Below are 12,626 nucleotides of genomic sequence, written 5' to 3'. Positions count from 1 at the left end.
TCCCGCTGACTCGGCCTGACTCGTTAGTCGGAGCCGACCGTAATCGCGATCTTCCCGCGCGTGTGGCCGTCCATGTTCGCTGAGAACGCATCGGCAGCCTTCTCCAGCGGGTAGGTTTCGGCGAGTACGGGCTTCACCTTGCCTGCTTCGATAAGGTCCGCGAGGGTGGACAGATCCTCTGCGACCGGCCGCACAAAGATGTACTGCCCGCCGTGCTCCTTCACTGCCGCATCGGCAATCGAGGCCACGCGCCCCGGCTGCGTCAGCACGTCGAGGGACGCCTGCCAGTCCTCGCCTCCCACGAAGTCGGCGATGGCGCTGACACCGTCCGGGGCGATCTCGCGGACACTGTCGGCGACGCCCTCACCGTAGGCGACGGGTTCGGCGCCGAGTTCCCTGAGGAAGTCATGGTTCCGCTCGGATGCGGTAGCGATCACGCGGGCCCCACGGGCACGTGCAATCTGGATGCCGAAGGTTCCCACGCCACCGGCACCGTTGTGGATCAGCACGGTATCGCCGTCAGTCACGTCCAGCGCGTCCAGGGTCTGTAGCGCGGTAAGGCCGGTCAAGGGAACCGTCGCCGCCTCAGCCCAGGAAAGGTTGGAGGGCTTGCGCGAGAGCGTACGCACCGGGGCGGAGACCCGCTCCGCGAAAGTGCCCTGGCCCACGGTATCCATCCGCACGTAACCCATCACCTCGTCACCGGCAGAGAACTCGGGGACCGCGGGCCCCGGCTGAATGACGACACCGGCAACATCCCAGCCCGGAATGACCGGGAAGTGCGCGGCAATCGCGCCGTCCAGGTAGCCGGCCATGACCTTCCAGTCGACAGGATTGACCGATGTTGCCTTCACCTCGATGAGGACCGTGTCCGGACCGACCTTGGGCTCCGGCTGATCGCCATACTGGAGGACTCCCGGGTCACCATACTCTGAATAGAACGCTGCTTTCACTGCTGTTTCCTCTCATCGGCACTATGGTCTCTCTCGGTGGAACCCCGAGACCCCGCCGCAACATTCCGCGCGCAGCCGTGTGACGGGTCACAGCGGCTGTGCGTGGATGAACGGGCCCTTCAATGTGTGGTCCGTACACTCGTGTTCATGGACCTCTTGGACACGGGAAGGATCCTCGTCGGGCTGGCGCTGCTGGTACTGGGCGGGGAATTCCTGGTGCGAGGGGCGTCAGCCCTGGCTCGGCGAGTGGGCATTTCCTCTTTGGTGGTGGGACTGACGGTGGTTTCGGCCGCCACCTCGGCCCCGGAACTCGCGGTCACCATCGGCGCTGTTCTGCGCGACGAGCCCGGATTGGCAGTGGGCAACGTGGTCGGCAGCAATATCGTCAACATCCTGCTCATACTCGGACTCTCCGCCCTTGTCATCCCCCTGGCGGTCAAGCAGCGGCTGGTGCGCTTCGATCTGCCCCTGATGGTGATTCTGTCGGTCGGGCTACTGCTCGTGTGCCTCGATGGGCGGATCAGTTCGATTGACGGGTTGATTCTGTTCTGCGCGGTGATGGCACATACGGTGCTGACCGTGGTCATCAGCCGCCGTGACACCAGCGAGACTGTCCATGCAGCGGGAACGATCGGGAACCCGCCCGGTGCTGACACCGCCGGCGTAGATACCGCCGGCGTAGATGAAGAGCCGCCTCCGGCTTCTGTCGGAAAATCCGTTCTGCTGGTGGTGCTCGGGGTGGGCCTGCTGGTCACCGGCGCCACGCTGCTCGTCGAAGGCGCGGTGAACATTGCCACCACCCTGGGGGTGAGCAGCCTCGTCGTGGGTTTGACCGTGGTGGCCGTCGGGACCTCGCTGCCCGAGCTGGCGACCTCGATCATCGCGGTGCGCCGAGGCGAACGCGATCTGGCCGTGGGCAACGTGGTCGGCAGCAACATCTTCAACATCGGAGTGGTACTCGGCCTGCCCGCGCTGATCGCTTCGGGCGGCATCCCGGTCTCGGCCGCTGCGGTGGCCTTCGACATCCCGGTGATGCTGGCCGCGGCCCTGGCCCTGCTGCCCATCGCGTTCACCGGGTTCGCAGTCGCCCGATGGGAGGGCGGCCTGTTCGTGGCCCTGTATCTGGCCTACACCGGCTATGTTCTTTTGGCTGCCACCGCCCACGACGCGCTCGAAGGGTTCCCCGCTGTCATGGCGTGGTTCGTCCTGCCGCTGATCGTAGTGACCCTGATCGCCTTCACCTCCTATGAGATCGGATTGCACAAGGGGCGTCGGGCCGCAACGGGCACCCTAGAGGATCGCTGAAACTCCCGTAACGGCCCGGCCGACAATGAGCGTGTTGATTTCGAAGGAACCCTCATAGGTGTAGATGGCCTCGGCATCCGCGAAGATCTTCGCGATCCTGTAGTCAGTCACAATTCCGTTGCCGCCGAAGATCGATCTGCCCAACGCCACGGTTTCCCGCATCCGGGATGAGGTGTAGGACTTGGCGAGCGCTGCCTGGGCCATGTCGGCTCCACCGTGCTCGAGGTCGTTCTGCATTCCATGCAGACGGTCTTCGTCCTGCTGCAGTTGGGCCACACGCGTCATCATGCCGAGGCTGGCAGTGGTGTTGCCGAGCATGCGAACCAGCTGTTCCTGGATGAGTTGGAAACCAGCGAGCGGACGGCCGAACTGGTGGCGTTCCACGGCGTATGCCCGGGCCGCATCAAACGCGGCGAGTTGCTGTCCGACCGCCTGCCAGCCCACCAGGATGCGGGATCCCCGCAACAGGCGCTTGGTGTCATTGAAACTGCTGATTCCGGCGAATCGGTCGGTTTCGGACACCCGGACATTGTCCAGCAGGATGTCCGCGTTCTGCACGGTCCGCAGCGCGATCTTGTTCTCGATTGCCGTCCGGGTCACACCGGGAAGTGTGGCATCCAGGATGAAGCCGCGCACCGAGCCGTCCGCTGTGTCACGCGCCCACAGCAGCATGTAGTCACAGAACGTTCCGTTTCCGATCCAGCGCTTTGTGCCGTTGAGGAGCCAGGTGTCGCCGTCGCGGGTTGCTGTGGTTGCCATGCCTCCGGCGACATCGGAACCGTGGTCGGGCTCGGTGAGGGCGAACGCGCCGGTGGTGGTGAGATTCATGGCGTCGCGCAGCAGCCGCGCCTTCTGTTCCTCAGTTCCAAACTCGTGCAGGGCCTCGACGAAGAGGTCGTGGTGCACCATGAAGAAGGTCGCCAGCGACGTGTCGGCACGGGTGAGCTCAGCGATGACCATGCCGCTGAACAGGTGGCTGTACCCCTGCTGGACCGGAGTGCTGAGGTTGAGGGCGGCGAGTTTCGGCAGCACCTCAAGCGGGAATTCAGCCCGATTCCACCAGTCGGTCGCGTAGGGAGCCACTTCCTTGGCGAGGAAGTCGCGAACGTCCTGAAGCTTCGCCCGTTCGGCGTCGCTGAGCAGGGACTCGAATCCGTAGAAGTCCGCGGAGGGGAGGCCGCTCTCCATTGAGCTGTCCTTTCGCCAGGGGTATGAGTAGTGAGAACGATCTATTTCGGGCCCATACGGATGGCACCGTCGAGGCGGATCGTTTCACCGTTGAGCATCTGGTTCTCCACAATGTGTGCAACGAGCGACGCGTATTCGGAGGCCTTACCGAGTCTGGACGGGTGCGGCACCTGCTTCCCAAGCGAGTCCTGCGCTTCCTGGGGTAAACCGGCCATCATGGGCGTCTCGAAGATGCCAGGGGCGATTGTCATGACCCGGATGAAGGAGCGCGCAAGCTCACGCGCAATCGGCAGGGTCATCGCTGCGACGGCGCCCTTCGAGGCGGAGTAGGCGGGCTGCCCGATCTGCCCGTCGAATGCAGCAACCGATGCCGTGTTGATGATGACGCCGCGCTCCGGCGTTCCGGTCTCGGTCTGCACCGGGTCTGTGGCCGCCATTGCCGCAGCCGCGAGCCGCAGCACGTTGAACGTGCCGATCAGGTTGATGTTGATGACCTTGCTGAACTGCTCCAGCGGCAGTACGCCGTCGCGGCCCAGCACCTTGCCGGGCGTCGCCACTCCTGCGCAGTTCACAACGATCCGCAGCGGGCCAAATTCGGACGCCGCATCGACCGCTGCCTGGACCTGCTCCTCGCTGGTCACGTCAGCCGGCACGAAGCGCGCCCGCTCTCCCAGCGCGTCCGCGAAGCCGGCCCCTTCCGACTGCGGCAGGTCAAGAATTACCACCGCCGCGCCGTCCTCATGCAGTCGCTGTGCCGTTGCCCGGCCGAGCCCGGACGCTCCACCGGTCACCAGGGCCACCGTTCCTGCACAGTCCATGACATCTCCTTTGCGTCGAGGGTTGAACCGAAGCGTAATGCGACGAGCACGCTCTCCTGCGAGCCTACTGTGATGCAGAGCACTGCAACATCCATCCGCTGCGCCACTGTGCATTGTGCTCAAACCACACGACGCCGGCGCGGTTTAGGGTGGCTCTATGCCCACCACTGAGCCCGCCGGAGAACCAGCCGACGCAGGTACCGCAGCAGCCGCAGCCGCTAGCGCTGCTGCTTCTATACCTACTGCGTTCGGCCACCGACTGTTCGGCCTGCCCGGAACGCATCTCGCGAGGGTCAGCTTCCCCGCCCGCACCGGGGAGCCGTGGCACTACTGGTGGCAGGCACACTACCTCGATTGCCTGCTCGACGCCGCGGAACGGGAAGGCGCCAACAACGACGGCGCCGCGCACCGAATGCGCGCCCGCCGGCTCCTGCGCACGATCCGCCTCCGCAACGGCGGCCGCTGGGCCAACGCCTACTACGACGACATGGCCTGGCTTGCCCTCGCAGCCTCACGCTCAGCCGACATCGCGGGCACCAGGCCACTTTCCACGCTGACACCGGTCCTGGCTTCGGCGCAGACTCCGGACCTTGGCGGAGGCATGTTCTGGAACACGTCCCGCAGCTTCAAGAACACGGCAGCCACTGGTCCAGCGGCCCTGTACTTCGCCCGCATCGGGCGCCTTGAGGAAGCGGCCCGCCTGATTGACTGGCTCTTCGACCGCCTCCAGGACCCGGAAACCGGCCTCCTGCTTGACGGCATCCGCATACCCGGCGGGCGCGTTGTTACCGACATCTACACGTACAACCAGGGCCCCGCCCTCGGGGCTCTCCTGACCCTCGGTGATTCACGAAGCCTTTCGCGTGCGGAGGAGCTCGTCACCGCGGTGGCGACCCACCTTGTGCATCCGAGCGGTGCGCTGCGCACGCACGGCGGCGGCGACGGCGGACTCTTCACCGGGATCCTCGTCCGCTACCTCGCACTCGCTGCCGCAACACCCGCGCTCCCGGAACCTACGCGCGGCACCGCACACAGGCTGATAACGACGATGGCGCACGCCCTGTGGGAGGGTCGCGGTGAGCGGGAGGCCGGCGAGCGCCGTCGTCCTGTCCTGGTCTTTCCTTCTGTGCCCGGGGAATCAGTCGGCGAGGGACCGGTGGATCTATCTACCCAGCTCCAGGCATGGATGATACTCGAGGCTGCTTCCCGGGTAGCCGTCAGGACCGCGACCGCGCACGGGGCCGCGTAAGCCAAGCGAGAAGGATACCCGCGGCCAATGACCCCAGGGTCGCGACAGCGAGGTCGCCCAAAGTGTCCGTATAGGTGACGTAGATGTCATCATCCACCCACGCGTTACCGGCCCACTCTGCGAACTCCCACAGGACACTGAGGGCCATGCCGAGGAGCACCACCTGAAGCACTACACCCACCCGATCCCGTCGTGAGTGCCCTGCCGCGGGCAGCAGCCGCACATGCGCTGCCAGGACGTATGTCATTCCAGCCACTGGCCCCGTGCAGAGGCAGTGCACCAGCAGGTCCCACCAGGGAACAACGTCGTACAGGTTCAGAACGCTACTCCAGCACGCGAAAAGCAGCGCGCACCCGTAAACGGTGTCGAATACGGGGTGGGGACGCGCGTAGCGGGACAGGGTGAGTCCGCCGAGTGCCAGGAAGAACACCGCCACGTCGACCGGACCCCACCAGATCATCATGGCAACTGTGCTGAGTACGGCGACGGCCCGTACGCCGTCCGCGGCGACCTCGGCAGGCGTGGTGGGCCTGCGGATAAGGTCGGTGATCATGAAATCCAAGCCTACTGGCCGAATCCAGCTACGATCGGGGGCATGCCGTCCCTGTCCGTGGTGATTCCCTGCAAGGACGACGCCGGTCCCCTGGCGCGCTGCCTCGAAGCACTCTCCGAACAGACTGCGGCTCCGCTGGAGGTCATCGTGGTCGACAACAACTCCACTGACAACAGCGCAGACATCGCAACGAGGTGGGGAGCAAGGGTGATCGCGGAAGCGGCCCCCGGGATCGCCGCCGCCGCCTCAACCGGCTACGATGCCGCCCGGGGTGACATCATTGTCCGGTGCGACGCCGACTCCATCCCGCCGTCCGACTGGATTCAGCGCATCGCCGACCGTTTCACCCGCGAACCCGATCTGGCCGTCCTCACCGGCCCCGGTGACTTTTACGATGCCGGCCCCATCCGCGCGAAATTCGCCGGACTCGTCTACATGCAGGCCTACTTCGTCTCCATGGGTCTGGCGATGGCCCACTGGCCGCCGTTCGGTTCCAACTGCGCCTTCCCGCGCGCGGAGTGGGCGAAGGTCCGAGACCGGATCCACCGCTATGACCCGAACGTGCACGACGACATCGACCTCGGCTTCGCGCTCGATCCCACCCAGCGCACAGCCTATGACCCCTCGCTCCGGGTCGGCATTTCGGCCCGTGCGCTGGCCGGAGGCGCGGCCGGGCGCCTGCGTGTTCAACGGGCGTTCCACACCCTCGCGCTGCACTGGTGCCAGGCGCCTCCGTGGCAGCGCTGGAGGCGGACAATCAGCGCACGCCGGGAGCGCCGTCGTCGGGCGTTGCTGTCCTGATTTCCTGCTACGCGGGTGAGGGGAACCGGTCCGGGTAGAGCAGGGGCAACTGCAGGGTCAGCCACGGACTGAAGGCCCACGGAGCCGCGGCGACTGCCGTGCTGAGCTGCAGCGGGTCGGCCCACTGCCACTCCATCACTTCGTCCTCGCGCGGAGCCACCGGGGAAGCCGCCCTCGCGGTGTAGACGGGGCAGATCTCGTTCTCCACCACACCGGAAGCGTCCACGGCCCGGTAACGGAAGTCCGGCAGCCGAAGTTCCACCAGCTCCAGCCGAAGCCCTAGCTCGCGCCCGGCCCGGCGCACCACGGCGTCCTCGGTAGCCTCGCCCGGTCCCGGATGCCCGCAGAAAGAATTGGTCCAGACCCCGGGCCACGTGCGCTTGGACAGTGCACGGCGCGTGATGAGAATGCGGCCGGCGTCGTCATAGACATGCGCCGAAAAGGCCAGGTGAAGCGGCGTCGAGGTGGAGTGAACCGTAGCTTTGTCCTCCGTGCCGACAGGCGTTCCGTCGTCGGCCGCCAGGACAACCAGCTCTGGCATCCGGTTCATTTCCCTCCTATGAGTTGCGAGTGTTTACTTTACCTATGGACAAGGAGACCACACTGGCTGGTTCCATCGACAACCAGCTGGTGAACGATGTCCTCACGTCCTTCTTCTCCCGGTCCAAGAACCGGGCGGAAGCGATGCACCCCGACTACCGCACCATGTGGGAGCACCTTGAAGCCTCCACGGCGGGCGGGAAGCGCTTCCGTCCCCGCCTCGTCATGACCGTTTACGGGCTGCTCGGCGGCACCGACCGCACGACGGCGGCCACCGTCGCGGCGTCGTTCGAACTCCTCCACACCGCGCTGATTGTGCACGACGACGTCGTGGACCGGGATTTCGCCCGCCGCGGCGTCCCGAACGTCTCCGGCGCCTACCGCAACCGCGCTGCTGCGAAGGGAAACAGCCCGGAGCGTGCCGAGCACGCGGGCCTGTCAGTCGGAGTGATCGCCGGTGATCTCGCGCTGTCCAACGCATACCGGATTCTGGGCGAGGTGGACGCCGACCTCGCTACCCGCCAGCGATTGGGCGATCTTCTCGACGAAGCCGTCTTTGCCTCCGCCGCCGGCGAACTACTTGATGTGCTTGCTCCCCTCGACCCCACTCCCCAACCCGTCAACGAAGTGCTCGACATGGCACGGTTGAAGACGGCCGTCTATTCCTTCGAAGCGCCGCTGCAGGCCGGAGCCGTTCTTGCAGGCGCTGAGGACCGGCTGGTGAAGGCGCTCGGAGAGTTTGGCCGCTGCCTCGGAACGGCCTACCAGGTGGCCGATGACCTGATCGGCGTCTTCGGCGATGAAAGCCGGACCGGCAAAGTCGGCTGGGGTGACCTCCGGGAGGGCAAGCGAACCGCACTGATCTCCCACGCCGCTGATCAGCCGCAGTGGCCGCGGATCGCCGAGCTCCTGGCTAACCGGGACCTGACAGCCTCAGGCGCAGGGGAGGTCCGGGAGCTGCTGATTGAATGCGGCGCCCGGGACCGGTCCATGCAGCTCGTCACCGACCTTGTCGAGCGGTCCCTGCAGTCGCTGCTCGACCCCTCTGTACCGCAGGCCCTCCGCGACGGCCTGACGCCCCTTTCCGATGTCGTGACCGAGCGGGTACGCGCGTGAGCCGGGACCGCGACGCGCTCGCCGACTATACGAACGCAGCGTTGAAATCCTCCGCGGTGGTGCTGCACTCCTACTCCACCTCGTTTGGGCTGGCGTCGCGTCTCTTCGAGGGCGGTGTGCGACGCCAGGTCGAGGCTGTCTACGCACTGGTGCGCGTCGCGGATGAGATTGTCGACGGCGTCACCTACGCCGCGGGCCTGGCACCCGACGAAACCCGGCAGCAGCTCGATGAGTTCGAGCGCGAGACCGAGCGTGCCATGGCCCTCGGGTACAGCACCAACCTGGTTGTTCATGCCTTCGCAGACACCGCCCGCCGCACCGGTATCGGTACTGATCTGACCAGGCCGTTCTTCGCTTCGATGCGCGCCGACCTCGACCAGGTGGAACACACACCCGAGTCTTTCGCGCGGTACGTCTACGGCTCCGCGGAGGTAGTGGGCCTGATGTGCCTGAAGTGCTTCCTGTACGGGCAGAACGTCAGCAAGGAGGAAACGGAGCGGCTCGAACAAGGGGCACGCCACCTAGGCGCCGCCTTCCAGAAGGTCAACTTCCTCCGTGACCTCGCCGAAGACTTCACCTCGTTGGGCCGCAGTTACTTTCCGGACGTGTCCCCCGCCAACTTCGATGAGACGCACAAGAGGATACTGCTCGAGGACATTGAGAACGACCTGCACGAGTCCCGCGCTGTGCTCCACCGCCTGCCGGCGTCCAGCCGCAGGGCCGTCGCCCTCGCCCAGGAGCTCTTCGCCGAGCTTGCTGCGAGGATCCGCGCGACCCCGGCATCCGAGCTGATCCGGACCCGGATAAGCGTTCCCAACACCGTGAAGATGCGGATCGCGGCCGCTGTCCTCACCGGTAGGCGGGGACTGGCCCCCGCCAGCCCCGACCCGTCCCAAGTGGAGGCACAGTGAAGGCACCCATTCCGTCCGGGCGCACCGTCGTCGTCATCGGAGGCGGTATCAGCGGTCTGGCGACCGCCGCGTTGCTGGCCACCGAGGGTCACCACGTCACCGTGCTTGAGAAGCAGGATGCCGTGGGCGGGCGCGCCCACTCCTGGAGCGAAGACGGCTTCACATTCGACGCCGGACCCTCGTGGTACCTGATGCCGGAGGTGATCGACCATTTCTTCCAACTGCTCGGAACCTCCGCCGACGAACAACTGGACCTGGTGAAACTCGACCCGGGCTACCGGCTGCTGTCCGAGGGCTTCAGCGAACCGGTGGACGTTCCCGCTGAACGACGCCGGGTGGTGGAACTCTTCGAGCGGCTGGAACCCGGTTCGGGCGCGAAGCTGGAGGCTTACCTCGATTCCGCGGCCGAGACGTACACCATGGCCACCCGCCGATTCCTCTACTCCACCTTCGAGTCTTTCGCCTCGCTGCTGACGCCGGACATCCTGGCACGCCTGCCGCGCCTTGGCCGCCTGCTACTGCAACCGCTGCACAGCTACGCACGGCGCTACGTCTCCGACCCGAGGCTGCAGCAGATCCTCGAGTATCCGGCCGTGTTCCTGGGAACCTCCCCCTTCACCGCGCCGAGCATGTACCACCTCATGAGCCACCTGGACCTAGACGACGGGGTGCTCTACCCCATGGGCGGTTTCACCCGGCTTGTGGAATCTCTGGAGCGGCTCACGCGGAACGCCGGAGTCACCATCTCCACGGGAGCCGAGGTACTGGCTATCGACACCACCTCCACGGCCTCGCGGAGGCGTCCCGCGGCGGTGCGGGGCGTTCGCTACCGTTCCGGTGACGGAACCGAACACAGCCTGGCTGCCGACGTCGTCGTCTCCGCCGCCGATCTTCACCACACCGAGACTTCGCTGCTGCCTGCGCGCCTGCAGACCTACCCCGAACAGTACTGGTCCCGCAGCACTGCCGGCCCGAGCGCCCTGCTGCTCTATCTGGGTATCCGGGGTGAACTCCCCCAGCTCCGACACCACACCCTGCTGTTCACCGGCGACTGGGAAGAAAACTTCCGGGCGATCTTCGGCCGGACTCCGTTCATCCCCACACCCGCATCCATGTACGTATGCAAGCCCAGCGCCACCGACCCCACCGTGGCGCCAGAGGGCCACGAGAACGTCTTCGTCCTGGTCCCCATCCCCGCGGACCCAAGCCTCGGCGGCAGCGGCGGTGAGCGCATGGAGCGCGTGGCGGACGCCGTCATCGATCAGCTCAGCGAATGGGCAGGGATCCCGGACCTCGCCGACCGCATCGTGCTGAGGCGCAGCTACGGCCCCGCCGACTTCGAACGCGACTACCACTCGTGGAAAGGTACCTCGCTGGGTCCCGCGCATACCCTCCGGCAGAGCGCGTTCTTCCGCGCGGGTAACGTCAGCCGGAAAGTCCAGGGCCTGTACTACGTGGGCGGCTCCACTATCCCGGGCATCGGCATCCCGATGTGCCTGATCAGCGCCGAACTCGTCATCAAACGGCTGCGCCGGGACGTGAGCACCGGACCGCTGCCGGTACCGTTGCGCCCGGACAAGGTCCGGGAAAACACGGTTGCGTGATGGGCGCTGCCTATTTGCTTTTCCTGCTGGCGTCGCTGGGCTGCATGGTGCTTCTTGACCAGCGGCTGCGCCTGTTTTTCTGGCACGACGCCGGCCGTGCCGCTGCCGTGCTGATCACCGGTGTGCTGTTCTTTCTTGCCTGGGACCTCGCCGGAATCGGGTTGGGCATCTTCTACCGGGGGCAGACGGAGATCATGCTCGGGATCACGCTTGCTCCTGAACTGCCGCTCGAGGAAGTGGTTTTCCTGACCTTCCTCAGCTACCTCGTCATGAACCTGTTCCTGATGTTCCGGCGCGCCCTCGAGGTGCGGGGCCGGCACCTCCCGCGGCAGCGCACGGGCGATGCGGGGGAACGCTCATGACGTACTGGGCGCTCAACGCCGGGTTCCTCATCCCGGCGCTAGGCTTCGGGATTGCCGCCGCGCTCGTGCTGGAGGGCCGCCGGCGCAAGGTTGCGCTGGCGGCAGCGGGGGGTGCCGCCGTCGTCGTGCTGATACTGACTGCCGTGTTCGACAACATCATGATCGCCGCCGGCCTGTTCAGCTACGCGCCCGGCCTCATCTCCGGAGTCACGGTGGGGCTGGCCCCGCTGGAGGATTTCGCTTACCCGGTAGCTGCGGTTCTCCTGCTGCCGGCACTCTGGATCCTCCTTGGCGAACGTCGACGGAAGCGGCACCCATGAAAACCGTTCGCACGCTGCTGGTGTCCTCCCGGCCCCTGTCCTGGGTGAACACTGCCTTCCCCTTTGCGGCCGCCTACCTGCTGACCGCCGGGCAGATCGACCTCGCCTGGGTGATCGGCACCGTGTACTTCCTGATCCCCTACAACCTGGCCATGTACGGGATCAACGACGTATTCGACTATGAGTCCGATCTCCGCAACCCCCGGAAGGGCGGCGTTGAGGGTGCGGTGCTCGACCGGACCATGCACGCGGCCACCCTCCGTGCGGCGATCGCCACGAACGTGCCGTTCCTCGCGGTACTGGTTCTGCTCGGCGGGCCCTTGTCATGGCTGGTGCTGGCCGTCAGCGTCTTCGCGGTGATCGCCTACAGTGCCCCGAAACTCCGGTTCAAGGAGCGCCCGTTCCTGGACTCCGTCACCTCGAGCACGCACTTCGTGAGTCCTGCGGTCTACGGCCTGGTGCTGGCGCAGGCCGAGTTCACGCCGGCGCTCTGGGCACTGCTGGGATCGTTCTTCCTGTGGGGTGTGGCGAGCCAGGCGTTCGGTGCTGTGCAGGACGTCGGGGCTGACCGTGCCGGCGGCATCGCCTCCATAGCAACGGTCATCGGCGGCCGTGCGGCCGTGCGGTTCGCGATCGCCGCCTATCTGGTCAGTGGTGCGCTCATGCTGTTCACCCCGTGGCCGGGACCGCTGGCATCGTTCCTCGTCCTGCCGTACGTCATCAATATCGTTCCGTTCGCATCCCTGGAGGACGACGACGCCGAACTCGCCCACCGCGGCTGGGGACGGTTCCTGTGGCTGAACTACATGACCGGATTCTTCGTGACTATGCTGCTGATCTGGTACGCGGCCATCCGCTGATCCCTTCATTTTCGATTTACGGCACACTTCTCTTGCGTAATGTTTT

The 12,626-nt window shown here is 65.9% G+C and carries 14 protein-coding genes; 9 read left to right on the top strand and 5 right to left on the bottom strand.

Annotation, left to right across the window (positions count from 1 at the left end; all coding sequences use genetic code 11):
• Nucleotides 1-23: 23 nt before the first annotated feature.
• Nucleotides 24-953 (bottom strand): NADP-dependent oxidoreductase, encoded by a 930-nt coding sequence (locus tag AC4D1W_RS08385; RefSeq protein ID WP_490898442.1) that lies wholly within the window; start codon nucleotides 951-953, stop codon nucleotides 24-26.
• A gap of 147 nt (nucleotides 954-1,100) precedes the next feature.
• Here AC4D1W_RS08385 and AC4D1W_RS08380 point away from each other — a divergent pair, with 147 nt between their 5' ends.
• Nucleotides 1,101-2,258, top strand: coding sequence for a calcium/sodium antiporter (locus AC4D1W_RS08380; protein WP_490898441.1), 1,158 nt, complete (start codon nucleotides 1,101-1,103; stop codon nucleotides 2,256-2,258).
• Here AC4D1W_RS08380 and AC4D1W_RS08375 read toward each other — a convergent pair.
• Both AC4D1W_RS08375 and AC4D1W_RS08370 read right to left on the bottom strand, forming a co-directional pair.
• The gene (locus AC4D1W_RS08375) at nucleotides 2,244-3,446 is read right to left on the bottom strand and encodes an acyl-CoA dehydrogenase family protein (RefSeq protein ID WP_490898440.1); all 1,203 of its coding nucleotides are present in this window, start codon (nucleotides 3,444-3,446) and stop codon (nucleotides 2,244-2,246) included. The two genes, AC4D1W_RS08380 and AC4D1W_RS08375, sit on opposite strands and share 15 nt — an antisense overlap.
• Before the next feature lie 41 nt (nucleotides 3,447-3,487).
• Entirely contained in the window at nucleotides 3,488-4,264 is a 777-nt protein-coding gene (locus AC4D1W_RS08370) for a 3-hydroxyacyl-CoA dehydrogenase (RefSeq protein WP_490898439.1), read from the bottom strand.
• Nucleotides 4,265-4,421: 157 nt separating this feature from the next.
• Between AC4D1W_RS08370 and AC4D1W_RS08365 the strand changes: the two genes are divergently transcribed.
• Complete coding sequence (locus tag AC4D1W_RS08365) at nucleotides 4,422-5,513, top strand: glycoside hydrolase family 76 protein (protein ID WP_490898438.1); 1,092 nt, start codon at nucleotides 4,422-4,424, stop codon at nucleotides 5,511-5,513.
• Here AC4D1W_RS08365 and AC4D1W_RS08360 read toward each other — a convergent pair.
• Nucleotides 5,482-6,066, bottom strand: a complete 585-nt coding sequence (locus AC4D1W_RS08360; protein ID WP_490898437.1) for a DUF2238 domain-containing protein — start codon at nucleotides 6,064-6,066, stop codon at nucleotides 5,482-5,484. The genes AC4D1W_RS08365 and AC4D1W_RS08360 overlap by 32 nt on opposite strands.
• Before the next feature lie 42 nt (nucleotides 6,067-6,108).
• Here AC4D1W_RS08360 and AC4D1W_RS08355 point away from each other — a divergent pair, with 42 nt between their 5' ends.
• Nucleotides 6,109-6,867 (top strand): glycosyltransferase family 2 protein, encoded by a 759-nt coding sequence (locus tag AC4D1W_RS08355; RefSeq protein ID WP_490898436.1) that lies wholly within the window; start codon nucleotides 6,109-6,111, stop codon nucleotides 6,865-6,867.
• A gap of 7 nt (nucleotides 6,868-6,874) precedes the next feature.
• Here the strand turns inward: AC4D1W_RS08355 and idi are convergent, their stop codons facing one another.
• A complete protein-coding gene (idi, locus tag AC4D1W_RS08350) occupies nucleotides 6,875-7,417 on the bottom strand; it encodes an isopentenyl-diphosphate Delta-isomerase (protein WP_490892558.1) in 543 nt (180 codons plus the stop codon).
• Nucleotides 7,418-7,452: 35 nt separating this feature from the next.
• Here idi and AC4D1W_RS08345 point away from each other — a divergent pair, with 35 nt between their 5' ends.
• From AC4D1W_RS08345 to AC4D1W_RS08320, 6 genes are read left to right on the top strand one after another with little or no spacing between them, the layout of a single operon-like run.
• On the top strand, nucleotides 7,453-8,523 hold the full coding sequence (locus tag AC4D1W_RS08345) for a polyprenyl synthetase family protein (protein ID WP_490898435.1): 1,071 nt from the start codon (nucleotides 7,453-7,455) through the stop codon (nucleotides 8,521-8,523).
• A complete protein-coding gene (locus AC4D1W_RS08340) occupies nucleotides 8,520-9,434 on the top strand; it encodes a phytoene/squalene synthase family protein (RefSeq protein WP_490898434.1) in 915 nt (304 codons plus the stop codon). The genes AC4D1W_RS08345 and AC4D1W_RS08340 overlap by 4 nt, the downstream gene beginning before the upstream one ends.
• Nucleotides 9,431-11,038 carry a phytoene desaturase family protein gene (gene crtI, locus AC4D1W_RS08335; protein WP_490898433.1) on the top strand — a complete coding sequence of 536 codons (1,608 nt, stop codon included), beginning with the start codon at nucleotides 9,431-9,433 and terminating at the stop codon, nucleotides 11,036-11,038. Before AC4D1W_RS08340 ends, crtI begins: the two co-directional genes overlap by 4 nt.
• Nucleotides 11,038-11,400 (top strand): lycopene cyclase domain-containing protein, encoded by a 363-nt coding sequence (locus AC4D1W_RS08330; RefSeq protein ID WP_490898432.1) that lies wholly within the window; start codon nucleotides 11,038-11,040, stop codon nucleotides 11,398-11,400. The genes crtI and AC4D1W_RS08330 overlap by 1 nt, the downstream gene beginning before the upstream one ends.
• Nucleotides 11,397-11,720, top strand: a complete 324-nt coding sequence (locus AC4D1W_RS08325; RefSeq protein WP_490898431.1) for a lycopene cyclase domain-containing protein — start codon at nucleotides 11,397-11,399, stop codon at nucleotides 11,718-11,720. The genes AC4D1W_RS08330 and AC4D1W_RS08325 overlap by 4 nt, the downstream gene beginning before the upstream one ends.
• The gene (locus tag AC4D1W_RS08320) at nucleotides 11,717-12,580 is read left to right on the top strand and encodes a prenyltransferase (RefSeq protein ID WP_490898430.1); all 864 of its coding nucleotides are present in this window, start codon (nucleotides 11,717-11,719) and stop codon (nucleotides 12,578-12,580) included. Before AC4D1W_RS08325 ends, AC4D1W_RS08320 begins: the two co-directional genes overlap by 4 nt.
• The last annotated feature ends 46 nt before the right edge of the window (nucleotides 12,581-12,626 follow it).

This window comes from Arthrobacter sp. TJ-170 (genome assembly GCF_058269305.1).
This window is presented reverse-complemented; position numbering and strand designations above follow the sequence as displayed.